General features: G+C 44.4%; 26 protein-coding genes and 4 tRNA genes. 7 read left to right on the forward strand and 23 right to left on the reverse strand.

Annotation, left to right across the window (positions count from 1 at the left end):
• Positions 1-94 precede the first annotated feature (94 nt).
• The 6 genes from NI461_RS03840 to rpoD all read right to left on the reverse strand — a co-directional run bounded on the left by NI461_RS03840 (position 95) and on the right by rpoD (position 6,647).
• Positions 95-1,483 (reverse strand): APC family permease, encoded by a 1,389-nt coding sequence (locus tag NI461_RS03840; RefSeq protein ID WP_151204063.1) that lies wholly within the window; start codon positions 1,481-1,483, stop codon positions 95-97.
• Between the two features lie 257 nt (positions 1,484-1,740).
• Positions 1,741-2,925, reverse strand: a complete 1,185-nt coding sequence (locus tag NI461_RS03845; protein WP_253156608.1) for an iron-containing alcohol dehydrogenase — start codon at positions 2,923-2,925, stop codon at positions 1,741-1,743.
• Positions 2,926-2,928: 3 nt separating this feature from the next.
• A complete protein-coding gene (locus NI461_RS03850) occupies positions 2,929-3,462 on the reverse strand; it encodes a hypothetical protein (protein WP_151205825.1) in 534 nt (177 codons plus the stop codon).
• A 74-nt stretch (positions 3,463-3,536) separates the two neighbouring features.
• The gene (gene lipB / locus NI461_RS03855) at positions 3,537-4,196 is read right to left on the reverse strand and encodes a lipoyl(octanoyl) transferase LipB (RefSeq protein WP_253156609.1); all 660 of its coding nucleotides are present in this window, start codon (positions 4,194-4,196) and stop codon (positions 3,537-3,539) included.
• Between the two features lie 163 nt (positions 4,197-4,359).
• A complete protein-coding gene (locus NI461_RS03860) occupies positions 4,360-4,647 on the reverse strand; it encodes a DUF493 domain-containing protein (RefSeq protein WP_151204067.1) in 288 nt (95 codons plus the stop codon).
• A gap of 113 nt (positions 4,648-4,760) precedes the next feature.
• Complete coding sequence (gene rpoD, locus NI461_RS03865; RefSeq protein ID WP_151204068.1) at positions 4,761-6,647, reverse strand: RNA polymerase sigma factor RpoD; 1,887 nt, start codon at positions 6,645-6,647, stop codon at positions 4,761-4,763.
• A 373-nt stretch (positions 6,648-7,020) separates the two neighbouring features.
• On the opposite strand from rpoD, the gene NI461_RS03870 reads away from it, so the two are divergent.
• Positions 7,021-7,227, forward strand: a complete 207-nt coding sequence (locus tag NI461_RS03870; RefSeq protein ID WP_151204069.1) for a PA3496 family putative envelope integrity protein — start codon at positions 7,021-7,023, stop codon at positions 7,225-7,227.
• A gap of 71 nt (positions 7,228-7,298) precedes the next feature.
• Positions 7,299-7,823: a YecA family protein gene (locus tag NI461_RS03875; RefSeq protein WP_253156610.1), complete on the forward strand. Its 525-nt coding sequence runs from the start codon at positions 7,299-7,301 to the stop codon at positions 7,821-7,823.
• Positions 7,824-8,491: 668 nt separating this feature from the next.
• On the opposite strand, the gene NI461_RS03880 is transcribed toward NI461_RS03875, so the two are convergent.
• From NI461_RS03880 to NI461_RS03895, 4 genes are all read right to left on the reverse strand, one after another.
• Positions 8,492-8,914, reverse strand: coding sequence for an ABZJ_00895 family protein (locus tag NI461_RS03880; RefSeq protein ID WP_253150856.1), 423 nt, complete (start codon positions 8,912-8,914; stop codon positions 8,492-8,494).
• A 29-nt stretch (positions 8,915-8,943) separates the two neighbouring features.
• Complete coding sequence (locus NI461_RS03885; RefSeq protein WP_253156611.1) at positions 8,944-9,561, reverse strand: DedA family protein; 618 nt, start codon at positions 9,559-9,561, stop codon at positions 8,944-8,946.
• A gap of 89 nt (positions 9,562-9,650) precedes the next feature.
• Positions 9,651-9,929: an FUSC family protein gene (locus NI461_RS03890; protein WP_253156612.1), complete on the reverse strand. Its 279-nt coding sequence runs from the start codon at positions 9,927-9,929 to the stop codon at positions 9,651-9,653.
• A 206-nt stretch (positions 9,930-10,135) separates the two neighbouring features.
• A complete protein-coding gene (locus NI461_RS03895; protein WP_253156613.1) occupies positions 10,136-11,068 on the reverse strand; it encodes a rhodanese-related sulfurtransferase in 933 nt (310 codons plus the stop codon).
• 188 nt (positions 11,069-11,256) lie between these two features.
• Here NI461_RS03895 and NI461_RS03900 point away from each other — a divergent pair, with 188 nt between their 5' ends.
• The 4 genes from NI461_RS03900 (at position 11,257) to NI461_RS03915 (ending at position 14,875) form a co-directional block, all read left to right on the forward strand.
• Positions 11,257-11,742 (forward strand): DUF1289 domain-containing protein, encoded by a 486-nt coding sequence (locus tag NI461_RS03900; protein ID WP_151204075.1) that lies wholly within the window; start codon positions 11,257-11,259, stop codon positions 11,740-11,742.
• 49 nt (positions 11,743-11,791) lie between these two features.
• Complete coding sequence (locus NI461_RS03905; protein ID WP_253156614.1) at positions 11,792-12,409, forward strand: LysE family translocator; 618 nt, start codon at positions 11,792-11,794, stop codon at positions 12,407-12,409.
• A 106-nt stretch (positions 12,410-12,515) separates the two neighbouring features.
• Positions 12,516-14,315, forward strand: a complete 1,800-nt coding sequence (locus NI461_RS03910; protein ID WP_253156615.1) for a DUF2157 domain-containing protein — start codon at positions 12,516-12,518, stop codon at positions 14,313-14,315.
• Positions 14,312-14,875, forward strand: a complete 564-nt coding sequence (locus NI461_RS03915) for a GDYXXLXY domain-containing protein (RefSeq protein ID WP_253156616.1) — start codon at positions 14,312-14,314, stop codon at positions 14,873-14,875. The genes NI461_RS03910 and NI461_RS03915 overlap by 4 nt, the downstream gene beginning before the upstream one ends.
• 74 nt (positions 14,876-14,949) lie before the next feature.
• Here NI461_RS03915 and panD read toward each other — a convergent pair whose 3' ends face one another.
• The 11 genes from panD to NI461_RS03970 form a co-directional block, all read right to left on the reverse strand.
• Positions 14,950-15,330 (reverse strand): aspartate 1-decarboxylase, encoded by a 381-nt coding sequence (gene panD / locus NI461_RS03920; RefSeq protein WP_151204079.1) that lies wholly within the window; start codon positions 15,328-15,330, stop codon positions 14,950-14,952.
• A gap of 142 nt (positions 15,331-15,472) precedes the next feature.
• Positions 15,473-16,054, reverse strand: coding sequence for an aminoacyl-tRNA hydrolase (gene pth / locus NI461_RS03925; protein WP_151204080.1), 582 nt, complete (start codon positions 16,052-16,054; stop codon positions 15,473-15,475).
• 19 nt (positions 16,055-16,073) lie between these two features.
• Positions 16,074-16,370: a 50S ribosomal protein L25 gene (gene rplY / locus NI461_RS03930; RefSeq protein WP_151204081.1), complete on the reverse strand. Its 297-nt coding sequence runs from the start codon at positions 16,368-16,370 to the stop codon at positions 16,074-16,076.
• A gap of 98 nt (positions 16,371-16,468) precedes the next feature.
• The gene (locus NI461_RS03935) at positions 16,469-17,422 is read right to left on the reverse strand and encodes a ribose-phosphate pyrophosphokinase (protein WP_151204082.1); all 954 of its coding nucleotides are present in this window, start codon (positions 17,420-17,422) and stop codon (positions 16,469-16,471) included.
• Positions 17,423-17,458: 36 nt separating this feature from the next.
• Positions 17,459-17,533 (reverse strand) — tRNA-Gln (locus NI461_RS03940).
• Between the two features lie 91 nt (positions 17,534-17,624).
• Positions 17,625-17,699: transfer RNA gene (locus NI461_RS03945), tRNA-Gln, on the reverse strand.
• 18 nt (positions 17,700-17,717) lie between these two features.
• Positions 17,718-17,792, reverse strand: a tRNA-Gln gene (locus NI461_RS03950).
• Between the two features lie 25 nt (positions 17,793-17,817).
• Positions 17,818-17,892, reverse strand: a tRNA-Gln gene (locus NI461_RS03955).
• The gene (gene ispE / locus NI461_RS03960; protein ID WP_253156665.1) at positions 17,891-18,721 is read right to left on the reverse strand and encodes a 4-(cytidine 5'-diphospho)-2-C-methyl-D-erythritol kinase; all 831 of its coding nucleotides are present in this window, start codon (positions 18,719-18,721) and stop codon (positions 17,891-17,893) included. The genes NI461_RS03955 and ispE overlap by 2 nt, the downstream gene beginning before the upstream one ends.
• A 19-nt stretch (positions 18,722-18,740) precedes the next feature.
• Positions 18,741-19,322 (reverse strand): lipoprotein insertase outer membrane protein LolB, encoded by a 582-nt coding sequence (gene lolB / locus NI461_RS03965; RefSeq protein WP_253156617.1) that lies wholly within the window; start codon positions 19,320-19,322, stop codon positions 18,741-18,743.
• A gap of 19 nt (positions 19,323-19,341) precedes the next feature.
• Complete coding sequence (locus tag NI461_RS03970) at positions 19,342-21,042, reverse strand: hypothetical protein (RefSeq protein ID WP_151204084.1); 1,701 nt, start codon at positions 21,040-21,042, stop codon at positions 19,342-19,344.
• Positions 21,043-21,120: 78 nt separating this feature from the next.
• Here NI461_RS03970 and hemA point away from each other — a divergent pair, with 78 nt between their 5' ends.
• Positions 21,121-22,440 (forward strand): glutamyl-tRNA reductase, encoded by a 1,320-nt coding sequence (gene hemA, locus NI461_RS03975; protein WP_253156618.1) that lies wholly within the window; start codon positions 21,121-21,123, stop codon positions 22,438-22,440.
• Positions 22,441-22,685: 245 nt separating this feature from the next.
• Here hemA and NI461_RS03980 read toward each other — a convergent pair whose 3' ends face one another.
• Positions 22,686-24,590, reverse strand: coding sequence for a CHC2 zinc finger domain-containing protein (locus NI461_RS03980; protein ID WP_253156619.1), 1,905 nt, complete (start codon positions 24,588-24,590; stop codon positions 22,686-22,688).
• A 214-nt stretch (positions 24,591-24,804) separates the two neighbouring features.
• A complete protein-coding gene (locus NI461_RS03985) occupies positions 24,805-25,770 on the reverse strand; it encodes an outer membrane protein assembly factor BamD (protein WP_253156620.1) in 966 nt (321 codons plus the stop codon).
• Positions 25,771-25,805: the final 35 nt, after the last annotated feature.

Here is a 25,805-nt window from a genome sequence, read left to right on the forward strand (position 1 = left end):
CCCGAATCAGACGTATGAGCAAACTAAAACCGAGCTAATTGCATAACTCGGTTTGAAGTGGAATACTGTCAATCTATTTCAGGACAAGACAACATTATTCAAATTCGTTATGTTGAGGAGCTGGGTGCTTAAAGCCCTTGGTTCTATAACCCAAGTACAAAATACCAAACATCGCCCACCATAAACCATATTTCAGTGCAGTTTCTTCAATTTCCAGCCACATGGCAAAAACACTGATGAAGCCCAGTAGAGGAATAACCACAAAGCTGAAAATATCTTTTGCTGTTTTGGTCCGGCCATCACGCAAAGCATAGCGTGAAATGACAGACAGGTTTACAAAAGTAAATGCAGTCAATGCACCAAAGCTGATCATGGAAATCACGATATCCAGATCCATGAAGCCCGCAGTCAGCGCCACAGCACCCACAATCATAATATTGTAAGACGGGGTGAAGTTACGTGGGCTGATATGACCAAAGATTTTCTTGTTGATTACACCATCGCGACCCATCACATACATTAAACGCGATACACCGGCATGTGCAGAAATGCCGGATGCCATCACCGTTACGATCGCAAATGCCAGTACATAAGACTGGAACAGCGAGCCACCGACCAGTAACAGAATTTCTGGCTGGGTCTCGGCAATATTCTTAAAGTAAGTCCCCGGTGCTGACGGGAAATAGAGCTGCATGAAGTAGGTACTGATAATGAAGATCACACCGGCAATTAAAGCGGTTAAGAAAATTGCCTTAGGCAGGGTTTTCTCGGTATCTTTGGTTTCTTCCGCCAGTGAACTTAAAGAGTCAAATCCGGTGAAAGAGAAACATAGCAGGGTAGCTCCTGTAATCAGGGCGCCGACCGAGGTTAACTCATTCCAGAACGGTTCCATACTCCATAACTGATAACGCTGTTCCGCAGTAATTAGACCTTCAGCATTGAAACCGGCCTGGAGCTTGGTATATACCATCCAGGTAAAGGCCGCGATCACGATTAACTGGATCAAGACAATCATACTGTTAAAGTTAGCGACAAAACGCACACCACGCAGGTTGATCCCGGTCATAAAGGCCGTCAAAGCTACCACCCAAACCCAGGGGTTAATATCCGGGAACAAGGCCTTCAGATAGATGACCGCCAGGATGATATTGACCATCGGTGATAACAGATAATCCAACCACGACGACCAGCCGACCATGAAGCCAATATTTGGATGAATTGATTTTTGCGCATAGGTATAGGCTGAACCCGAAGAGGGATAGCGACGGATCATATGACCATAACTGATCGAAGTAAACAAAATTGCAATCAGGGCAATGATGTAAGAAGTAGGAACATGGAAGTGACTTGCTTCTGATACTAAACCGAAAGTATCAAATAAGGTCATTGGCTGAATATAAGCCAAACCAATAATAATGATGTGCCAGAGTCCTAGCGTTTTTTGCAGTTTAGCTGCCGATTGAGTCCCAGAGAAATTAGTCAACGGCGTTATCCTCTTAATCGTTGATCAAGGATCAGTCATATTAAATAAGGATCGTTTGAGACGAACGATCCCCCCTACATTTTTCTGTAAAAGTGCGCCAATTTATTCCAAAATGATGGCTTTTACTAGCTATTTTTAACTTTAGAACTGCAAAAATATGCTGTTTCTTAAAAAATAGCGTTCATGCAAGATAAAAGCCTGATGTTTAAAAAAACATCAGGCTAAAATTTTCGCTATATTGGCTTATTTTTCAGTAATTACCAAGCCTTTTTTAAGATAGATTTCAAATCTTCTAGCGTGGCTTCTTTCGGGTTGTAAATGATTGACCCATCATTCAAGGCTTTTTCCGCCACTTCATCCAGTTGTGCTTCAGAAATCTTGCCAGTTTCACTTAAAGTCCGCGGTAATTTAGTCAGACTATAAATGCGGTCACGCATTGTCATAATCATCGCGATGGTTTTATCAGCACGTAAATGCGCTGGTGTTTGTGCATAAATATCTGCACCGGCCAGAGGCAGGAGTAAATCGGCAATTCTCTCTCCATTGACCTCTTTGTTGTATTCCAGCACATAAGGCAGGAACAGGTTCATACATAAACCATGCGGCAGGTGCGCGACCGCACCTAAGGAATGACCGAGTGAATGAACCAGTCCCACCATAGAGTTAGAAAAGGCAATACCGGCCATGGTCGATGCCTGAGCCAGCTCTAAGCGTCCTTGTGCATCGGTTGGCGTGTCCAGAACATTAAACAGGTGTGCGCTAATCTTTTTAATTGCTGCGGTGGCATAAGCATCTGAAATTGGATTGGCTGCCATGCAGGTATAGGCCTCTACTGCATGGGTCATGGCATCCATCGCTGTCATTGCTGTAAGATGTGGGGGGAGCGTTTGGGTCATGCGCGGATCAAGAATTGCTGCATGCGGCATCAGATAATAAGAGGCAAACGGCATTTTGACATTCTTTTCAGTATCTGACACAACAGCGATCATGGTCACTTCTGAGCCAGTGCCTGAGGTCGTCGGAATCACAAAGAAAGGCTTGAGCGGTTTAGGCAGGTTATGTGCACCTGAGTATTTCAGTAAATCATTACCGCCTTCAGAGACTAGAATATTGGTCGCTTTTGAAGTATCAATGACTGAACCGCCCCCAACTGCAATAATGGCATCACAGTTCTGATCACGATATAACTTTGCAGCCTTGCGTACTGTTTCCAGACTCGAATCTGGCGGAACATCATCGAAAATGCCCGCAATCACGGCATCGGCAGATTCAAAAGCGTCTTCAATCGGTATAAGCAGATTGTTGGCGCGTACCCCTTTATCGGTAATGATCAGTGGACGCTTTGCTCCCAAGGTAGCCAGTTCAAATGGAATATGTTCTAACGCGGCATGACCGGCAATGACTTTGACCGGGCAGAAGAATTCGTAATATGGTTTGGCCATGGGTTATGCACTCCGCTTGAAATAAGATTGGGCTACTTTGAGATAGATATTAGCAGCTCCAGTTAATTTTTCTTTTAAACTCAAATCGCTTGGATATTCTTTGACAGCCAGTTCGGCTACTAATTTCGGTAAAATCAACGCTTCCATTTTATTGAGGCAGCGTACCAGACGGATCGCATTGGAAATATCGCCATCCGCAATCATCCGGTCATTGGCAAAAGCCTGTGAAGTACTTTCCTGAAAAGAAAATACCAGAAAGGCATGGTGTAAATGCTTAAAGGTAATGGTGAGATCGGGTTTAATCTTGCTGTTCTTCACCAACTCCAGTTGATGGTTTTCAGTCACTCTGGCAACAAAGGCCGGGCCATTCGGAAATACGTTCATTGAAAGGCTAAAATTGGCAGGAAACTGGGTGATTTCCTGTTGGATTTCTGCATCTACCTGACTGGCCATGACCAGACCGCGACCGATGATATCCATCATCAGTTTGACATAGGCAAGCTGCAAAGCAGGTTTTACGGATTTCTTCGCAATCACATGATAATCCTTATCTTGGTATTATTTGTTTAGAGTAAATACTCTAATTTATTTAAAGGTGAAATGCAAAGGCTTTATTTTTGTTCAATATTAATGTGTGTAAAGTAACCGCTGCTGCTTAAACTTTCAATAATATCTTGACACAAGTCGGCAAATGTAGGTGGATGACTCAGCAGGTCATGGATTCGAACCATTTCCAGCCCAGCGTAGCCACAGGGATTGATGGTCTGGAAGCCGGTCAATTCGCAGTCAATATTGAGTGCCAAGCCATGGTAAGAACGCCCTTTACGGATTTTAAAGCCCAAAGAACCTATCTTGCGTTCTGCGACATAAACACCCGGTGCATTAGCTTTGGCATAGGCTTCTATACCATATTTTTTTAACAGGTCAATCATCAGCTGTTCGGCATAGGACACCAGTGTACGCACATTCCAGCCGAGACGATTTAGGTCAAACATAAAATAGGCCACCAGCTGCCCCGGACCATGCCAGGTGACCTGACCGCCACGATCTGTTTGTATAACAGGAATATTACTAGGAACCAGGATATGTTCCGGTTTACCCGCCTGACCTTGGGTTAATACATCATGGTGCTGTAAGATCCACAGCTCATCCGGGGTATGAGTATCACGGTTTTCGGTAAAATGTTTCATTTCCAGAAAACGGTCTTCATAAGCCGTCAGTTGGTTGTACTGACGGATAATCAATTCAGGTTTTTGAACAGTTTCAGCCACGCTGTGAAAGTCCTTTTTGGGTCAAATCTATCAGATTCATTATAATGAATTGCAAGCCCAATAGAGCAATAGGGTAGGCTCCGAGTTCTATTTTTATTGTGGCTCATGGCGTAAAGCGCATAAAAAAGCACGCAGATTTGCGTGCTTTTTTTTATCATGCTGATTACAGCGCTGTGCGAATATGTTCGCAAGCTGCAAGATCCGCATAAAGCGCATGAACTTGGTCAAGCTCTTCAAAGCGAAGCTGCGCAGTAATAGAGTGATATTTACCTGTACGCGACGGCTGCACTTTTAAAGTCGTCTGGTCAAATTCAGGAAAATGCTTCACTAAAATTTCTACGACAGCACCGTGCAATTCTGTACCTGCATTACCAATGAGTTTAATTGGGTAGTCCATTGGAAATACCCAAAGATCTTCACGGAGTTCGCGAGATGGAGTGCGGTCTATCATAGTTCACCTCAAATTTTATAGACAAAGCCTGCAAAAGAGCAGGCTTTGAGATTCTCTTAAATACATAATGGAGACCCATAGCAATCTTTCAAGTCCCCATCACGCGTTAAGAATTAGTCGTTTTCCAGGAATGAACGCAGGTGTTCAGAACGGGAAGGGTGGCGTAATTTACGTAGTGCTTTCGCTTCAATCTGACGGATACGTTCACGGGTTACGTCAAATTGTTTACCGACTTCTTCCAGCGTGTGATCCGTTGGCATGTCGATACCGAAACGCATTTTCAGGACTTTCGCTTCACGCTCAGTCAGATTTTCCAGAACTTCACGGGTTGCTTCTTTCAAGCCTTCTGAGGTTGCTGCATCAACTGGTGAAGTGATGTTGCTATCCTCAATGAAATCACCCAGATGCGAATCTTCATCATCACCGATTGGTGTTTCCATCGAAATCGGCTCTTTGGCGATTTTCAGTACTTTACGTACTTTAACCTCGTCCATTTCCAGACGTTCGCCCAGTTCTTCAGGAGTCGGTTCGCGGCCCATTTCCTGAAGCAATTGACGCGATACACGGTTGATCTTGTTTATAGTTTCAATCATGTGTACTGGAATACGGATAGTACGTGCCTGGTCTGCGATTGAACGGGTAATCGCCTGACGAATCCACCAGGTGGCATAGGTCGAGAACTTGTAACCACGACGGTATTCGAACTTGTCTACAGCCTTCATCAGACCGATGTTACCTTCCTGAATCAGATCTAGGAACTGCAAGCCGCGGTTAGTGTATTTCTTGGCAATCGAAATCACCAGACGCAAGTTCGCTTCCACCATTTCTTTCTTGGCACGACGCGCTTTTGCTTCACCTACCGCCATACGTTTCGCAATCTCTTTGATGTCACGAACGCTTAAGCCAAGCTCATTTTCAATATCTGCAATTTTTTGCTGGAAGGCCAGTACGTCAGCACGAACCTTTTCCAGATAGCCTTTCTGATCAGCAGGTGCTTTTGCGATTTGCTCATCTAACCAGGCTGGATTTGATTCCTGGCCCGGGAATGTCGTACGGAACTGGGTACGGTCCATACGGCCACGACGGACTGCATAACGCATCACTTCACGTTCTGCACTACGGATCTGCTCATGCGTACCACGAATCATTTCAGAAATCAGATCAAACAGGCGCGGTGTAAATTTGAACATCATGAACACAGATGCGAGTGCTTGCAGGGCTTCTTCGCCTTCTTTACTATTGCGGCCGTGTTTTTCCAGAACCGCCTTGGTGTTTTTCCAGGCATCTGAAAGTTCAGTAAAGCGGGCTCTGGCAATTTCTGGGTCCGGACCTGAATCTGCTTCAGATTCCTCTTCAGTTTCAGCTTCTTCCTCTTCCTCGTCATCATCCAGTTTTACTTCTTTGGTGGACTTGGCGGCAGATGCTTTTTCCTCTGGAAGCTCAGCTTCCTCTTCGATAACTTCTGGAATTGCTTCATCAGTTTCAGGGTCTAAATACCCTGACAGAATGTCAGCCAGACGACGTTCGCCGGCTTCATAATCTTTATATTCTTGGAGTACAACGCCCACTGCATTTGGCCAGTAAGCAATCGAGTGCAGAATGTCACGGATACCTTCTTCAATCCGTTTTGCAATGCTAATTTCGCCTTCACGCGTTAAGAGCTCAACCGTCCCCATTTCACGCATATACATGCGCACAGGGTCAGTGGTACGACCTGGTTCATTTTCTACAGATGCAAGTACCGCTGCAGCTTCTTCTTCTGCAACTTCATCGGCAGCTTCTGCATTATCCTCAAACATCGCATCATCAGATTCAGGAGCGCGGTCATGGACAGGAATACCCACGTCATTCAGCATTTGAATGATGTCTTCAATCTGTTCGCTTTCTGTGATGGAGTCCGGGAGATGATCGTTAACCTCAGCGAAGGTTAAGTAACCTTGTTCTTTGCCTCGGCTAATCAGAGCCGCTACTTGAGAAGTAGGGGAAGTCATATCGCTCATCTTTGCTTACTCTCGTTGAATCTGTGGCAGTGAAAAACCGTGCATCATAGCACAATTCACTGAAATAATTTTGGAATTGATCAGTCAAGCATGATTTTATCAAAATGTTTGAAAGTACAATTGAATATGAATATTAGGCCTAAGTTTATCTTTTCAAGTGCATTTCCTGATCTTATTTTATAGAAATGTCTTTTATCTGGTGGATGAAAAACATTCAATACCTAATATGCTAATTAATACACAATTATGTAGTAGAAAAACAAGAGCCAATTGGTATACACATACAAAATATATAAATAAAACTTGACAAGTTTTAGAAGGCAAGATAAATAGCGCCTAGACCCATTATATTTTTCACTACGAGGTAGTTTTAGTGTCTTCAACAGATTTTGAGCTGGACGATAGCTACGGTGATGATGACGTTAATTTTGATGAAGCATCAAGTAAGCTGAGTGCGAAAGAATCATTGGAAAAACGCCGTCTGATCGATGAGTTGTTGTCTCAGCGCCGACTGGAACGTGAACTCAAAGATTTTGACTACGACTTCGACGATGATGACGATTTCGATGAGGAAGATTAGCCGATTTGGATTTAGCATGGACTGAATAAATGCTATGCTAAACCCTTCGGTTTTCTAAGTTTGGATATGAAATGAGTGCTTTAGATTTAGACCAGTTGAGTGAATATCTGGATGGCGACCAAAATGAGTATGGTCTGGATTTTGCAGCAACTCATGGTTTCCTGTGTGCAATTGCTGTCGGCCCGCAGTTCGACAAATGGTTAGATGAGCTGTTTGAAGGTAACCAGAAAAAAGTACCTGCAGAAATCATCAATCAGGTAAAAACATGGTTAGAGGCAATTCGTCAAAGCTTGGCCAACGAAGAAGGAATCAGTTTCCCCTTTGAGATTGAAGAAGCAGATACCGATTCTAGTCTGGGGGACTGGAGTGTAGGTTTTGTTGACGCCATGTTCCTGAACGAAGAAGCCTGGTTCACTGAAGAGTTTGAAGAACAGCTGGTAGATTTGACTCTGCCAATTATGGTGTTTAGTGGCATTGATAAAGAAGATCCGCAAATGGAGTCTTTCCGTCGCAATGGTCAGCTTATGGATGAACTTGCAGAAGAAATCCCGGAAAACCTGAATGAGTTATATCTGATGTATCACACACCAGAATAATTCTGTAAAATAAAAAAAGCACCATTGGGTGCTTTTTTTTATTTCTCGCTATTCTGGTGATAAGCCAATGGTTTTAGTTGTGACTTTATCTGAATGGCTTTAAGATTATTTTTGCTAAGTTCGCCGAAGCATAATGCCAGTACAGCATCTCGCGTAAGATTTCTCTCTTCTGGAATACCGGCTACAACAACCATGATGCTCAGGCTCAGCACTACACTGACTCCCGAGACAGCCCCAAACCAGCTTTTTTTCTCCTCCGTTACTGGGTAAATATTGCTTCTTGTGCAAATTTGATTGAGGTTGCTACATCAGCAGCTCATATTGCAGTCATACTGCGTAGAGGATCAATTAGCATATTTTTTGCTGCTATTTCGTTATGCGTCCTCCAGTTAAAAGGGCGAAATTTCCTGCCTCACGTCAGCTAAAAATCTTGCCGGATCTATCTTGCATGTCGCAAACATCGATGAAGTGTCAATCGACTTTATTATCTTAAATAGGATATGTATTGTGTCCACTTAACCTGAAGGAAGAAGGTCAGTGAGTTTTGCTGTTTTATTAAAATGCTAATCTAAGAATTATAATATTCAGCAAGATACATTGGCATAAACTGGATGAGTGCCATTTGATACCAGCCAGTATTTTGACACCCATCCAGGTAAAGGCCAATTTTAAGTAGGTTTCTTTAGCAATTTGGCCAGACTGTAGCGGGCATAGCCATTATAAGCGATATGAAAGACTAAGCCATGTAAGCCAATCAGGGCGGCGACCAAAAATGAATTTGGGCCTCTGCCTGCATAAGCGGTAGTTCGGAAAACTTCTTCAGTTTGTGGATGAAGCCAGATCATGACAAATAGAAAAATAAACCCGAAAGCCATCGCGATGGTGGTCGACCCCCATACCAGTTTACTTTTCTCTTCTTTGCTGGGTAAACGCTGTTGTGTTTTTACAAAATGGCGGGCACTCAGGAAAGCCGCAGCAATCAGGGCCGGGATCAGGATAATGACTCCCAGATTCAATATATAGATGAGGATGCCAATCAATATCACCAAGGCAAGATAAATAGTGGCAAAATATTTTAGATAATGCGACATTGTTCTAGCCTCCTTTTGTAGAGTCCGATTCAGGATGGCTGATTTTTACGCTGGTGTCTACGGTATAACATCCAGCTAATCAGCACTAGGACGATAGAGAGAATTACATAACTAACTTTGCTGAAGATTTGCTGCATCAGTTGCTGATTCTCACCAAAATAAAAACCGACACAGGCCAGAAATGTGGTCCAGATGACCGTTCCTAAACTGCTATAGAACATGAATTTCCAGAAAGGCATACCGCTCATGCCAGCAGGAATGCTGATCAGGGAGCGTACAGCAGGCACCATGCGGCCAAAAAATACAATCCGATGCCCATACTTTTCAAACCATTGCAGAGATGTTTTAACATCTTTGGATTTGATAAACAGGAGTTTGCCATAACGGTCGACGAATTTGAAAATACTGTCATGATTGAATTTATAGCCAATCCAGTACAAGAGAGCGGCAGCGATTAAGGAACCGAAAGAGCCAGCAATAATCACTCCGCTTAGAAGCAATTGGCCTTGAGAAGCTGAATAGCCTGCAGAGGGCATAATGATTTCAGAGGGAATAGGAGGGAAGACATTGTCTAGAAACATTAGCAGGGCAATACCGAGGTAGCCCAGCTTTTCCATGACAGAGATAATCCATTCGGTTAGATTCATGGTAAATAAGTCAATAAAAAATAATCCCTATATGCTAAGGAGTATTTTTTATACAGTAAAGTTGAGATATATAACTGAGATCGCAGTAATTAACTGTGACTTAAGGTGTAGATATAAACTTTACGTAATAGATATGCTAAACAGATGGGTAAAACACTTAGCAATAAAAAATGTACCGCAGTAGCATTAATGTGATAACTGACAAACAGGGCTAAAATTGCCCCAATCACGGTACCTAGAATGACAATAAATAAATGTGACTGGCGTTCCAGTTCCTCACTAACCTGATTCATTCGCTGTAATTTTATATTTTCTTGAGTCTGGAATCTGACAATATTTTCAGAATCCGGTGCAAGTGAACTCGTCATTTTACGTTCCTTTTCATTTTAAATATTTAGTTATTAATGAAAGACTTAGGTGTTTAAAGGTGCTTGGTTATAAGACTAGCAAGCTTGATCTGAAAAAAATGCGTGTCTTGGTAAATAATTAGTAAGCTTTTTATTGCGGATGTGTTTTTATGTAAATAAAAAGCCCTCCGAAGAGGGCTTATATATATTTGTTTACAAAGCTGGGTTTAAAGACGTTTACGTTTTGCCGCCAGAATTTGCGATTGACGCATGCGGAAACCTTCTTTTTGCTTCTCGGTGGTTTTATCAATGCAGTACACGCAGGAAACACCATGTTCATAGCTCGGTAGTGCTACTTCTTCTGGACTCAACGGCCAGCCACAGGCGTGACATTTGGTGTTCTGGCCTTCTTCCATGCCATGTGTGACCGCAGTACGGCCATCAAATACGAAACATTCACCTTCCCACATGCTTTCTTCAGGTGGTGTCTCTTCCAGGTATTTTAAGATGCCGCCTTTCAGGTGATAAACTTCGGTAAAGCCTTCTTGAAGCAAGAGAGAAGTTGATTTTTCACAGCGAATTCCGCCAGTACAGAACATGGCAATTTTCTTATCTTTGTGTTGTTCCAGATTATTTTTCACGTATTCCGGGAATTCACGGAAAGTTTCAGTTTTCGGATCAATCGCGCCTTTAAATGTACCGGCTTTATATTCGTAATCGTTACGGGTGTCGACGAGAATCACGTCATCACGTGCGATCAGCTTGTTCCATTCTTTAGGGTCCAGATAGTGGCCGACCAAATCGCGTGGTTTCACTTCTACGCCCAAGGTCACGATTTCTTGTTTCAGCTTGATTTTCATTTTCCGGAAGGGTTTGTCAGAGCTGTGTGACTCTTTATATTCCATCTGTTCAAAGCCTTCATCAAGCAGGAACTGATGAACTTGATCAATGGCAGCACGGTCACCCGCCACTGTGCCGTTAATGCCTTCACCTGCCACAATCAGAGTACCGCAAAGGTTGATGGTATTTACCAAGTCCAAAAGACGTTGTTGCAGATCCGCAGGATTCTGAACTTCTTTGAATTGATAAAGTGCGGCAACAACCCAACCAGTCGTCGCTTGCTGTTCTACAGGTGCAAGCTGTTCTACAGTAGCGTTCATGGAATACTCCAACGTAGCATGATAGTTTAAAAGGCGCATATTTTAACGTGATTCGGGTGAATAAGCGAGTAAAACACCGGCTTTTAACAGGCTTCAATTCATTCAGGAGAGCGTGTATAGTCATGCCGACCCAAGATTTTGGGACAATGATGCAAATGCTAAAAATTGCAGCACAGTTGGAGTAAGTTTTGAGTTCGGATCGTCGTATTGCATCTTTAACCCCTTGTGCAGGGCGTTGTTCTACCGTATTTGGAGATGCGGTCTGTCGTGGCTGTCGCCGTTTTAATCATGAAGTCATTCAGTGGAATACTTATACTGCTGACCAGCATAGCGTGGTCTGGCAGCGGCTAGATATCCAGTTAGACCAGATTTTAGTGCCGATGCTGCCCCATGCTGATTTAAAGCATGTAGAAAACTTTGTCCGTTCCAAACGTGTACGTTTGCGTGATGATGCCAGCAAAGGCCGAAAGTTGTATCATGCTTTAAAGCTGTGTGAAAAGAACCGCCATTTCACCGATGAAAGCGGGCTGGGCATTCATTATAAGCAAGTGCGTCCTCTTTGGCAGGAGTTTGAACGTCGGGTGCTGGCCTTGGCCCAAGCCAGTTATGACTTGGCCTTTTTACGGGCTGATAGCATTGGCCAGCATTTGATTCATTTACAAGAAGAGGACTAAGTCCTCTTTTTTTAATATAAAAATAGAGTAAGTGTCGCTGAGGAATCGGATGAATATCAGTGAATATATGCTGTACTGTCTGGCGGTCGTAATGATGATCGCTATGCCTGGACCTGTTATGTTGCTGGTCGCCAGTGCTGGTTTAAAAGGTGGTTATCGGCATGCATTACAGACTATTTTTGGAACCAACCTGGCTTCGTTGGTGCTCATTGTTCTATCAGTACTCAGTCTAAAAGGCTTGCTGCTCATTAATGAACAATGGTGGGATGCTATCAAGCTATTGGGCTGCATATATATTGGCTATCTGGGCTTGCAGATTTTCCGAGAAGTCTGGCAAGGTCAGGTAGTACAGGGACATCAGTCTCTGTCGGCAGCATCCGGCGGTTTTCGTCGCGGCTTTCTGGTCGGAATTTCCAATCCTAAAGATATTCTTTTCTTCGCTGCCTTTTTTCCGCAATTTATCGGGATTACGCCAAATCTTGATTTGAGTTTAATCATTTTGATTTTAAGCTGGGTTGTACTGGACTTTCTTTGCTTATCTATCGTGTATTTAGGTTTTAACCGTTTATCGCACTCTCGTTTTTATCCGTATTTGCTGGCAGGGTGTGGTGTGATTTTGGTCGTGGTTGCCTTTTATGGTATGTATAGTTTGCTGATTTTAGTATAAAATCAATAAAAACAAGGATCTGGCTAAATAAAATTTAACGATCCTGTCTGGAAGAGTCAGTAAAAATTATGCTAAGGTAAAATCAAATAAAACTGAACCGCTCAGAATGTCTAAAATAATCATAAAGTCAGACCATCCATTTTCACCCCTGCTATTTACTCAACCTGCTGTTATTCAATACCTACAGATCATTGGAATTGGGCTGATCGCTGTCAGTATTGTATATCTGCTGGCTGCGAACTGGTGGATGCTTCCCAAGTGGGTACAGCTCCTGATTCCACAAGCCTTAGTGCTGACTTCGGCATTGCTCAGCATACGCTTTAGCGCACGAGAAATGGTAAGACAAAGTCTAGATGGTGTTGTGGGGCTGATGCTGGGCTTAAGCCTAGCGGTGATAGGGCAGATTTATCAAACAGGTGCGGATAGTTATCAGCTTTTTTTACTGTGGGCTTTATTGCTCTTGCCTTGGTTGTATCGTCCGAATATTGGTGTTTTTGCTTTATTTTGTGTGATTAGCCAGTTGGCACTGTATCTGTATTTCAAGCAGAGCTTCTGGATGGAACGTGCCGAGCCTGCCTATTGGTTGGCTCTGAATGTACTCACCGGTGTTAGCTTTTTCTATGCACTACGATTTTATTCGGTTTTGCGTTATCTGTTGATTGTGGCTGTGGTGATAGTTTCCATAGTGAGCATGTTCCAGTTTATCAACTCGAACTCTATCTGGTATTTAGGTTCGGTATTAAGCTTACCCCTCATATTCAGTGCTTATTTTTACAGCCTTCGTAAGCAGCTGGAAACCAGTTTGCTGGTGGCTGGACTCGCGCTGAGTATGAGTGTGCTGATCTTGGATCTGACCAAGTCCTATTTGCAGGAATCAGCCGGAGGCTTGCTGGTTCTGGCTGTATTGATCTTTGCTTGGTTCGCTGGGATCAGTGGCTTGTTGATGAAGCTCCTCCCCAAAAGCAGGTTTTCAGTGATTCCACTGGCGCTAGGTGCATGGATTGCTGGAATCATTCTGGCTGCCTTATTACTGACCTATTGGAAAAGTTTTTCCATTTTTTTTATGGGTGCAGTTTTTATCGTGGCTGCCTGCTGGTTGATTCATACCAGGAACTCTGTTTTTCTGCGCCAGTTTGCGTATTGTTTGTGGCTATGTGGTCAGGCCGCCGTTCTGATTCATATGGAGTGGCTAACAGATAGCCTGATGCTGATCTGGCTGATTCAGCTAGGGATTACGCTGCTGAGTATGCGGAGCCGTATGCATTGGTGGGTGGTATTGTTGCAATTATTAATGGCACATGTTTTAGCGATTGCAGCCTTCTATTCAAAAATACAGCATGACCAGTTGTTGCTGATTGCAATGTCAATCAATTATCTGATTCTCATCGTTATTTTAATAAGTACCAGCTATTGGCTGGAATCCCGCTATAGCAAAAGTATACAGTTATGGATGATCTGCATACTGGCAGCCATGGCGATATTGCAAACTTTATTTAAGCAGGGGATGGTTCATCCAGCTGATCATCATTATCTTGCAAATCTCATGGTTTTTTATGCTTTACCGGCAATATGGCTACTGAGCTTTATTCTGCTATATAAACAGCAATTTAATCGGCATTTCCTGTGGCTGGTTCCCGTCTTGGGAATAGTATTAATCTGGCTGGGCTATTTTGAAATTTTAATAATTCTGCTGCTGATGGCATGGGCGATTGTTTATCGGCACGTTTGGATACAGGCGCTGTCCATCTTGCTGCTGGTCTTCTGGTTATGGATGCTGTATTACAATCTGGGTCTAAGCTTTCTTTTTAAAAGTCTCAGCATTTTTGCATCCGGGCTGCTGGTACTGCTGCTGGCTTATGTTTTAAACCGACCAATGCTGGAAGGTAGAGAAGGGGAGCCCAGATGAAAAAGTTTCTTCCTCTTTATTTGGCCATCTTGAATATAGCCTTGTTTAGTGCACTGATTTTGCAGCATGAATGGCATTTAAAAAATAGCCAGAGCATGTTCGTTGAATTGATGCCTGTAGATCCACGCTCTATACTTCAGGGAGATTATATGGTTCTGAGCTATCAGCTGCATTTTGGTGCTGCAGCGAGGCAGAGTAGCCAACGATCTTTCTCGGATCTTCGTATTGACGATTTTGAAAATCAGTCCCAGGTGCTAAGTTATGTGCAGCTGGATAAACAGCGCAGAGTGATCACGACCAGTTTTGATCAAAGGCTTCTTGGTGGGTCAGCAGCATTTAGCAAGCTTGTTCTGAAAAATCCCCGTAATACTTTTGAGAGCTTATATCCTGCTGCCAACAGTTTTATGTTCGCTGAAGGGCTGGAGTCCTGTTATCGCAATGCTAAATTTGCTGAATTAAAAGTACAGGAAAATGGTGAGGCCGTCCTAGTGGATCTGGTCGATCAGCAGCTTAACTCCTTGAATTGTAAAACTCGTAAAAGCTGGTGGCAGGACAGTTGATCTCTTGTAAAGGGGAATATTTTTAGCAATAAAAAAGCCCGCAAGATGCGGGCTTTTGAATCTTGAGTGATCAATTACGCTACTTGTACTGGAATACAGTTAGCAGTGTGATTCACCGTATTGTCCGGATTTGCATAAACCAGACGTGGTTTATGTGCATTGGCTTCAGCTTCAGTAAAATCACCAAAGGTGGCAATAATGATGATATCGCCAACATCGGCCTGATGTGCTGCACCACCATTCACTGAAATAATTCCGGAATTATCTTCACCACGGATTGCATAAGTAGTAAAGCGTTTACCATTGGTCACGTTCCATACATGAATTTCTTCATATTCACGAATGCCAGCCAAATCCATTAAAACGCCATCAATTGCACATGAACCTTCATAGTGTAATTCTGCATGTGTAACAAAAGCGCGGTGAATTTTGCATTTTAATAAACGAGATAGCATGGCTAGCGTCCCCTTAGTTGACCTAAGATTTTGACCTTATGGTTGAATCAGTTTCTACGGCACTGGATCAGTGAGTAGGCTTGCGCATTTTGCGCCTAAACGCCTTGCAAGGCAAGCGTAATTGTCCAGCAATATTGAATGTTCAGTTCGGTTTATAGGCATTAATTTGATTCATGGCTTGCTGTACTTCACCGTTAACCAGCATTTTGGTACGGGCCAGTACGTGCGCAATAGCATCATCCATTAAACCCTGCTCACTACTTGGTGCCTTACTCAGAACATGGCCAGAAACCCGCTCTTTAGTGCCCGGATGACCAATCCCAATACGTAAACGATGGAAGTTTGCACCGATATGCGGCACGATATCGCGTAAACCATTATGTCCACCATGGCCACCGCCAGTTTTTAGGCGAATGATGCCGGGATTCATATCCAGTTCATCATGGGCGATCAGGATCGATTCTGGTGCGATATTGTAGAATTTAGCGAAAGGAACAACACTTTTACCAGAAAGGTTCATAAAGGTTGTAGGCATGAGAAGACGAACATCCTGTCCTTCAATATTGCCACGCCCGCTGATTCCATTAAATTTCGGGTCTTTTTTAAGGCTAATGCCATATTGATCTGCAAGACGTTCTACAAACCAGAAGCCTGCATTATGGCGGGTTTGGGCATACTCAGAACCTGGGTTACCCAAACCGACAATCAGTGAAATACTAGACACTAATTTACACCATCAACACTTATGCGCGTTTGAAGTCAGCGTGCATTGGTGTGTTTTTAGCTGGGTGACGCTGTAACGCTTGGATTTTCACGTTTTCAACGTTATCACCTACTTTAACTTCAATCACTTCTTCAAAAAAAGCGTTGTTTTCTAAAGCTTTAACAAGCTCACGAAGTTCAAGTGTAATAGCTACAGGCTCAGCAGCACCACCGTAGATGATAGCAGGTACTTTAGCAGCATTGCGAAGGCGGCGGCTCGAACCTTTCCCTTGTAATGCTACTTCACGTGCTTCTGCGTTTAATACGAAGTTTGCCATGATAGACATCCTATTTAAGTTAAATGAACCAGATCTGCGACCGATCTGGTGATACAAAGCCCTGCCAAATGGCAGGGCTTTAGAAATTCAGCGCACTATTATAGATAAGAATCGAACATTGCGCTAATAGATTCTTCGTTGTTGATACGACGGATCGTTTCAGCAACCATGCTTGCAACTGAAACCTGACGGATTTTGCCCAGATTCTGGGCTTCTTCTGAAAGCGGGATGGTGTCAGTGACTACCAGCTCATCAATTACAGAATTTTTCAGGTTTTCAATGGCTTTGCCAGATAGTACAGGGTGAGTAGCATAGGCAACAACTTTGCGTGCACCGAAAGTTTTCAGTGCATCTGCTGCTTTACACAGGGTACCTGCCGTATCGACCATGTCATCGACAATGACACAGTCGCGATCTTTCACGTCACCAATCAAATGCATCACTTGTGATTCATTCGCTTTTTGACGACGTTTATCAATAATCGCAAGATCGATATCGCCCATCTGTTTGGCAACAGCACGTGCACGGACTACACCCCCAACGTCAGGAGAAACAACCATCAGGTTATTGTGTGACTGCTGGCGCAGGTCAGCAAGCAATGCTGGTGTACCATAGATGTTGTCGACAGGAATATCGAAGAAACCTTGAATCTGGTCAGCATGCAGGTCAATCATCACCACACGGTCAATACCGACGGTAGTCAACATGTCTGCAACAACTTTTGCAGTAATTGGTACACGGCTTGAACGAGGACGACGGTCTTGGCGGGCATAACCGAAGTAAGGGATCACGGCAGTAATACGACCAGCACTTGCACGACGCAATGCATCAGCCATCACCAGGATTTCCATCAGGTTATCGTTGGTAGGGGCACAAGTAGGTTGTACGATGAATACGTCTTTACCACGAACATTTTCAGTAATCTCAACAGCGATTTCGCCATCAGAGAACTGACCTACAGAGGCAGCGCCTAGAGGAATATGTAAATGACTTACGACTTTTTGAGCGAATTGTGGATGTGCAGTTCCACTAAAAACGACAAGATTGGGCATGAAGCACCCTTGGCGGTTGGTATGTATGGAAGTAGATGGCAGGGGTAGCTGGATTCGAACCAACGGATGCCGAGATCAAAACCCGGTGCCTTACCACTTGGCGATACCCCTAATGCGGCAGAACTTTAATATTTTTGCGATGTTATGTCAAGGTAAATTAACAGTCTTACCGCAAATAGATGTTCTGTCTTTTTTCGAGAAATGGCAGGGGTAGCTGGATTCGAACCAACGGATGCCGAGATCAAAACCCGGTGCCTTACCACTTGGCGATACCCCTAGATTTGATGAATGTAAATGGCAGGGGTAGCTGGATTCGAACCAACGGATGCCGAGATCAAAACCCGGTGCCTTACCACTTGGCGATACCCCTAATACATACATCTACAGGTGAAAAATGGCAGGGGTAGCTGGATTCGAACCAACGGATGCCGAGATCAAAACCCGGTGCCTTACCACTTGGCGATACCCCTATTGAACTTTGAATTGACGTAAAGGAGATTCTTGTAAACTGTCTACCAGGTAAGCTTTACATGGCGCATTTACCAGAATATCCGAGATATTCAATTCATCAGTTACCTCAATAAACACGCAGGCACCTGTACCTGTCAACTTTGCAACTCCGAACTGGTCAAGATATTGCATGGCTGCATCGACTTCCGGATATAGGCTTCTCGCTACTGGCTCAAAGTTATTTCCAAAATCAGATGGTGTTTGCTGATAGGCGCAAAATTTAGATGGCTTCGTGTCTCTTGTCAACATTTTTTGTGAAAAAAGCTGTTGAGTGCTGATAAAACAGTCAGGTTTTAATACAATGAATTTTTTTTGATCTAAGTCTATGAATGTTAAGTGTTCACCAATGCCTTCGGCCCAAGCATTCAGACCATGCACAAAAATGGGAACATCTGCCCCGAGCTTTAGCCCAAGTTCGGCAAGTTGCCTGGTGCTAAGGCCACATTGCCAGAGCTGGTTGACCACAATCAGCGTTGTGGCTGCATTGGAAGAGCCGCCGCCAAGACCTGCACCCATTGGAATATTTTTTTCTATATGAATGCTTAAACCATAAGGAGTCTTGGCATGGGGCCGTAACATCTGCACGGCGCGATAAATCAGGTTATGTTCCTGATCGACCGAAGCCAGTCCCTCAATCTGAATCGCATCATCAGCGCTTTGTTCAAACTCCAGCCAGTCATATAAGTTAATCAGCTGGAAAATGGTTTGCAGCTCATGATAACCATCCGGCCGGCGACCGGTAATATGTAAAAACAAATTCAGCTTTGCAGGGGAGGGAACACGAATCATCATATCTGGATCAGAGCAGTTAACGGTTTTGAATCAGCATTGTAATACGGTTTTCACCACCGTTCTCAAGCGCGTGTTTTAAAATCAGGCGGTTTGGCAGTTTTGCCTGCTGGTTATAGCTTAGCTCTACCCTCCATTGATCTTCTACAATCTGGCTGATGCGCTGGGCACTATCTTTCTGGATTTGAGCAGCCTGAGTGGAAGGACGCGCCTGTACCCAGTCCACCAGATGGCTTATGGGTGCCTGCCAGCCAGTTGCACGTTGCAGCAGTTCCTCAGCGCTTTCCGCCTGAATCAGTCCGGTTTTTGCGTTATTTAAAGTGACCTGGCCGGGTTTGCCTGAAATCTGGGTTCGACCCACGCCTAAAATGCCAGTCAGTTCGATGTCAAATTCTTCCTGCTGCTGTACCCAGGTGAAAAAAGCACTGCCACTTTGCTGTGGGGTGCGTACGCCGATTTTCCCCTGTAACTGGAACTGGTTTTCTGCTTCCAGTACCGTACCGGTGGTCGGTGCTTGAGGCTGGACAATGTGCTGGCAGCCCGTCATGAATAAGGCAGTGGCTGCAAACATGCTGCAGCCTAAAGAGTTCCAATAGCGCATAGGTGTAGTTACCTGTTGTTTATTGTGGTGCTAACAATAACGAATTAAGTTGTTCTAATTCGGGGGCATTTGCGTGGTTTTGTTGTAGTTGTTGTAACACTTGATGAAATTGCTGTAAATCTCCATGCATATATAAGGCACGTGCATAACGTATTCCGATCTTAAGACTGGCATTTAGCGTATAAGCTTTGGCCAGCACCTGGGAAGCTTTAGCAAAGTCATTTTGCAAATAGCAGATATAGCCATAAGTATCCAGAATTGATGCCTGTTCCGGTGCATATTCCAGGGCCAGCTCTGCATAATGTCGTGCTTCTTCAAGGCGGCGATTTTGCATGGCGAGGGTGTAGGCATAAGCATTCAGATAGGTTGGGCTATGCGGCTCAATTTTGAGCAGGGCTTGCAGCAGTTTATCCAGCTTGTTGCGGTCTGCAAAAGGATCAAGCAACAGTACTTGGGCATAGATCAGCTCCGGGTCATCCGGTAGGTTGTTGCTGGCTTCTTCCAGAAGACGAATCGCAGCCTTTTTATTGTCCATACGCTTCAGGATGTCGGCTTGGGCCAGATACAGAAAACTGGTGTGCTGTGGATAATTCACCCGTTCCTGGGTCAGGAAACGTAAAGCATCATGCAGTTTGTCCTGCTTGGCAAAGATGGAAATAATATTACGCCGAGAGACGATATACAGGCTGCCATCTACCAGTCGATAATAGGCTTTTGCTGTTTCATAATGTTGTTTACGTTCGGCATTGACAGCCAGATAGTAATAGGCTTCGTTTTGATACTGCGCCGAATAGCGTAGCTCGACCAGATATTTTTCAGCCTGTTCATATTCTTTTAAATCAATACTGGTCAGACCGGCAATAAACAGGGCTTCTTCAGCAGTCGGCCATTTCTTTAAAATATCCTGCAATTTTTTTAAGGCAGTCACAGAATCATTCAGTTTGATGCGGTATTTTACTTCAGCCAGTCGCACCTCAAGGTTGTTACGATGTTTACGGCTGGATTTTTCATACCATTTTAGCGTTTCGTTATAATCGCCCATGGCATCCAGCAGGTTGGCTTTGAGCAGTATGTAACCGGTTGTCTTCGGTCTTTTTCTGAGTGCTTGTCCAATGGTTTCCAGTGCTTGAGCCAGCTGGCCATTTTGGGCTTCAAGGCCGGCAATCAGAACAAGAATCGAGGGGTTGTTTTTAGCACTGCTTTTGCTGAGTGCATTGATCAGGTAGGCGCGGTCCTCAGAATCTTCAGGGGAAATTCCGGCCAGAATCTCTTCCAGATCTGCGCTGTCATCAATGTGCAGGATTTTCTCCAGCGTTTCTGCGGCCAGCTCATACTCATGTGCTTTTAAGGCGATGTGCGACAAGTAGAACAATGCAGGCACATCTTGCGGTTCCTGAACCACCCAGTGCGTGGAAATGTCCAGTGCCGCAGATAGATCATCGTGTTCCAGGGCAATATTGAGTGCGCGCTCTTTCACGGCGGTGGAATTACTTTTAATCGCCAGCACGGTATAGTTATGCAGGGCAGTTGGAATATCATGATAGGCCAGCGCAAACTCAGCCACCATACTTTGCTTTATGGCATCATAATTCTGATTTGCATGGTAGGCTGTTCCTGCTGCATGAAGATGCACAGTTGAAACCATGCTCCCTACCAGCAAGAATGTGGTAGAATATTGCTTAATTGTAGGCCCGTTCATACGGCTAGCTGTTTGACGCAATTTTTCTTGATCCAAGTAATGCTTTTTATGACACCGATGTTGCACAATAGCATAAATTTATTGAAATGATGACCTGATATGTCTTTCTTTGCATTGGGTGTCAACCATCAAACTGCCTCTGTAGAGCTACGCGAACAGATTGCATTTAATCCTGAAAAATTAAGTGCCTTGCTCGCTGCACAGAGCCAACACCCTGAATTAAACGATATGGTGGTGGTCTCTACATGTAACCGGACCGAAGTTTACGCGATGTCGGACAATGTCGACATCGTGCTGAACTGGCTTGCCCAAAAAAATGGGGTTGATGTCAAACAACTGCAAAATCATGTCTATCGTTATGAAAATGCTCAGGCGGTTACACATTTGATGCGGGTAGCCAGCGGTCTGGACTCACTGATGCTTGGGGAACCTCAAATTCTGGGACAGGTTAAGTCTGCTTTAACGCTGGCCAAAGAAGCCGAAATCGTTTCTCAGGACTTAAACCGTATTTTTGAATATGCTTTCTATGCAGCCAAACGCGTGCGTTCGGAAACTGCTGTAGGAAGCCATGCTGTTTCTATGGGTTATGCCGTTGCCCAGCTGGCCATTCAGGTGTTTAGTCACCCTGAAAAGCTGACTATTCTGGTGGTTGCAGCAGGAGAGATGAACAGTCTGGTGGCCAAATACCTCGCGGAAATGGGGGTGGGCAAGATCATTATCTGTAACCGTACCCAGGCACGTGCTGAAACTCTGGCTCAGGAAATTGCCCATCGGGTTGATGTGGAAATTATCGACTTTGACCAGCTGGCGGCTCATCTGCATCGTGCTGATGTGATTTCTAGCTGCACCGGTAGTCTGCATCAGGTAATTCCTTATGCCGATGTCAAAGCCGCTTTAAAGAAACGCCGTTATCAGCAAATGTTATTGGTGGATCTGGCTGTACCGCGTGATATTGATCCGAAAATTGAAAAACTGGATGGGGTGTATCTCTACGGCGTAGATGATCTGCAAAGTGTGATTGATGAGAATCTGGCGCAGCGTCGTCAGGCAGCCGTTGAAGCAGAAGTGATGGTCAACCAGCTGGCTACTGAGCTGATGACCCAGCAAAAGGTCAATCAGGCGGGTAGCACCATTCATGCCTATCGCGAACATGGTGAAGTTCTGCGTCAGGAAGAGTTGCAACTTGCGACCCAGCGCATTGCCAAGGGAGAAAATGCAGAGAAAGTATTGGCCGAGTTTTCTCATCGTCTGACCCAGAAACTGCTGCATCCGACTTCGATTTTGTTACGTGAAGCCGCAAAAGCAGAAGATCCAGGCGTTTTTGAACTGATGCGTGATAACCTGCATGATGTGATGGATAAGCGCCGCAAGCCGAAGCATGAGGATTTATCCTTGATGGATAAGACTATAGATATTTAATGAAAGACTGCTATTACTCTTGTTATTTTCTTGCCCGATAGCTTTTTCTGGTGGATTTATCTTGCAGAGTGCTGACTTTATTTGCTGGCTGAAACACTAGCAGGTTTTGCAAAACCCTTTCCTAGCAAGCGTTTTAAATTTTATTTCTAAACTATATTTTTAATCGAGTGCTGCTAGAAAAACGGCAGATGCGATATAGGTCGGAAACTTTGATAGGGAGCTAAAAATGATAATTATAGTAGCGCTTAATCTTCCAGCAGAGTCATTGAGCGCTTTTTATCAATTTCATAAATCTGCATCTTGAGATTTTTCATTTCTGCAATACTATTAAATTTTTTCGATCTGATCTTGTGCTGTAAGCACTGATATTGCAACTTGATTGAAAAGTCAGCTGCCAGCTTGTCCGCCTGTTCCGGGGAGGAGGTATAGTCACTGACATTGGCATGTTGCAGAATATGCTGCAATTCACGATGATAGGCCGCACAGGCCCCGAGTACATAATAAATCGAAAGCTCGGGATCATCCGGTAATTCATCAAAAATAATATTCAGAATATTCAGAATTTTAAACAGCAGCTGATCAGGCGAAATCAGGGCGCGCAAAGGCTCAAAATGAATATACAGATAGGGGTGATTCATTAAAATTGCAATGACATATTCTTCAGCATCAATCTTGGTACTAAAGCTTAAAGAGGCGTCATTATTGACTTTGGGTTGCCACTTTCGGCTAAAGCCTAATTTTTCCCGGAAAAACTGCTGCAGCAGATAGCGAAATGAGCCTGTTTTGGGCAACAGTTCAGTTAGCTGGCGCAGTTCACCCATGACCTGACTTTTGCCTTCGGGCGTGGCCACATCATGGTTTCGGGTCAGGTGAGCAAAGACAAAGTCCGAAAGCAGCGGGGCCTGATCCAGTAAACGGCGGAAATTTTCCAGTCCTTCACGGCGAATTAACGAGTCTGGGTCATGATCATCCGGCAGAACAAAGAACTTAAGTTCACGGCCATCATTTAAAAGCGGCAGGGCAATTTCCAGAGTACGCCGTGCAGCTTTTTGTCCGGCGGCATCACCATCAAAGGCAATAGTAATCCGATTATTCTGCTTAAACAGGATGTTCAGATGTTCAGTATTACTGGCTGTACCCAGGGTCGCCACGGCGCCATGGATGCCGGCTTGCTGTAAGGCAATCACATCCATATAACCTTCGACCATTAGCCAGTCTTGGGCTTTTTGCTTGCGGCCTTCGTATAAACCGTACAGCAGCTGGTTTTTATGGAAAACTTCTGAATCTGGCGAGTTGATATATTTGGGTTTGATTTCATTATTTAGTGCACGGCCACCGAAACCGACGATCCGGCCTTTGCTGTCACGAATCGGAAAGATGACGCGGTCACGCAGCAGGTCAAAATCCCGGCCGCTGTCACTGGTCCGAATCAGGCCCAGCAGTTTGAGTCCCTGAATATCCTGAGGAAATGCTTTTTCCAGATGTTGCCAGTCCTCGGGTGCATAGCCTAAGCGCCAGTAGGCCACGGTTTCATGACTTAAACCGCGCTGTTTAAAATATTGCTGGGCATTGGGACTGTGAGGTAACTGGCGTTCATAAAACTGTGCAATATTTTCCAGTAAGTCATACAGGTTGCCGTCAGCCTGACTTTCTACAGCTGGCATTTGCTCAAAGGAGGCAAATGGATCATCGGTATAAAATTCAGGGTCTGGCGCCTGAATTTCAGCAAAAGGGTCAAAATAAGCCGCTTGTTCAGGTGCAGGATTTGCGGGTGAATTTGTTGTTTTTACAGGCGGCGCTGTGACCGGCTTGGGCTTGGCTTCACGCTTGTATTTCAGCCGGTTGGAATCTTTATTGTCTTTAGGCAGTTCAATCCCGGTCTGGCTGGACAGTTCTTTCATCACCTCGACGAAATTACGGCTGCCAATATCCATCAAAAAGCGGATGGCATTTCCGTTGGCCTGACAGCCGAAACAGTGAAAATACTGCTTGTCGCGATAGACGTGGAAAGAAGGTGACTTTTCCTGATGGAAGGGGCAGCAGCCCGAATAGGTACGGCCAGTCTTTTTTAATTTCACGTATTGACCAATCACATCGACAATGTCGGTGCGATCGAGAATCTGATCAATCGTATGCTGAGGAATGGCCATGGTGTATTGAGCTGCTCGTGCTGCGTTTCTAAATTCTAAATCATTGAAAAAATGAGAATAGTCTAATGGAACTGTCGTCTTGCAAATTCCTTTGTATACCTTTTGAGCAGATTGTTCAAGCATTGCCCGGACAAAACAAAAGGGCAAGTATGATACCTTGCCCTTAATAAAATTGCACCTCGAACCGTGACTTGATTGAACGGTTCTGTCAGACCTAGTCTTCGCTCTCCGGACGGTCCAGTAAGCCAAATGATATGCGGTTGGTCCAGCTGCGTTTTGGTGGTTCAAGTTCTGCTGGCTGGCTTGTAGTATCGGTTGCCGTGCTGGCGCCCTTACCAAAGATACCCAAAGTCGCACGGTTCAGGAAGCTGCCTTCATGACGTGCTGCGCGCAGGTTGACCTCACCATTGGCTTTCACCAGATTCGGATAGTTCAGCTTCAAAACTTCAATATACTGCTGGGAAGTCGCTTTATCTCCCAGCTTGTCATATCCATAGGAGACTGTGGCCAAAGCTTCCGGAATCTGAGGTGTTTTCGGATAGTGTTCGATCACCCACAATGAGCGTTCTACAGCAGCCAGATACGCCTTACGTTTCAGGTTGAAACGCGCTGCACTCATTTCATGCTCTGCCAGTTCCTGACCGATAAACTGCATACGTTGCGCGGCATCTACTGCATAACTGCTGGATGGATGGCGGCGAATGAAATCGACAAAGTTCTGGTAGGCCAGTTTCAGATAACTGACATCACGGTGCGACTGTTTTAGTGAGGTATAACGCATCAGGCCATTATAGTTCTGTTCCATATTGGCCACACCACGCACATAATAGGCATAGTCTACGTTAGGGTGCTGCGGGTTTAGACGGATAAAACGTTCAGCCAGTGCGACAGCACCCTCAAAATCTTTTTGCTGGAATTTGACATAGAGCAGCTCAAGCTGGGCCTGCGGTGCGTATTGGCTGGTCGGAAAATAGGTTTCCAGTGCTTCAAGCTGTTTTGCCGCATCACTATATTGATTACGATCTAGCGCTTTCTGTGCTTTTTGAATATAAACTTGTTCGCTAGACTCTGGACCTTTGTCCACGACTTCTTTTTTGGGATTACTGCTACAGCCTACCATTGCCGATGCAACGCCTAACGTAATTGCAAGCATTGTCATTTTATAATGTGGTAGCGACATAAAAATTCCTCTGTTAATACGGGCAATGAGCTACA

Origin of the sequence: Acinetobacter sp. S4400-12, assembly GCF_024129495.1 — a bacterium.
GTDB lineage: Bacteria > Pseudomonadota > Gammaproteobacteria > Pseudomonadales > Moraxellaceae > Acinetobacter > Acinetobacter lwoffii_C.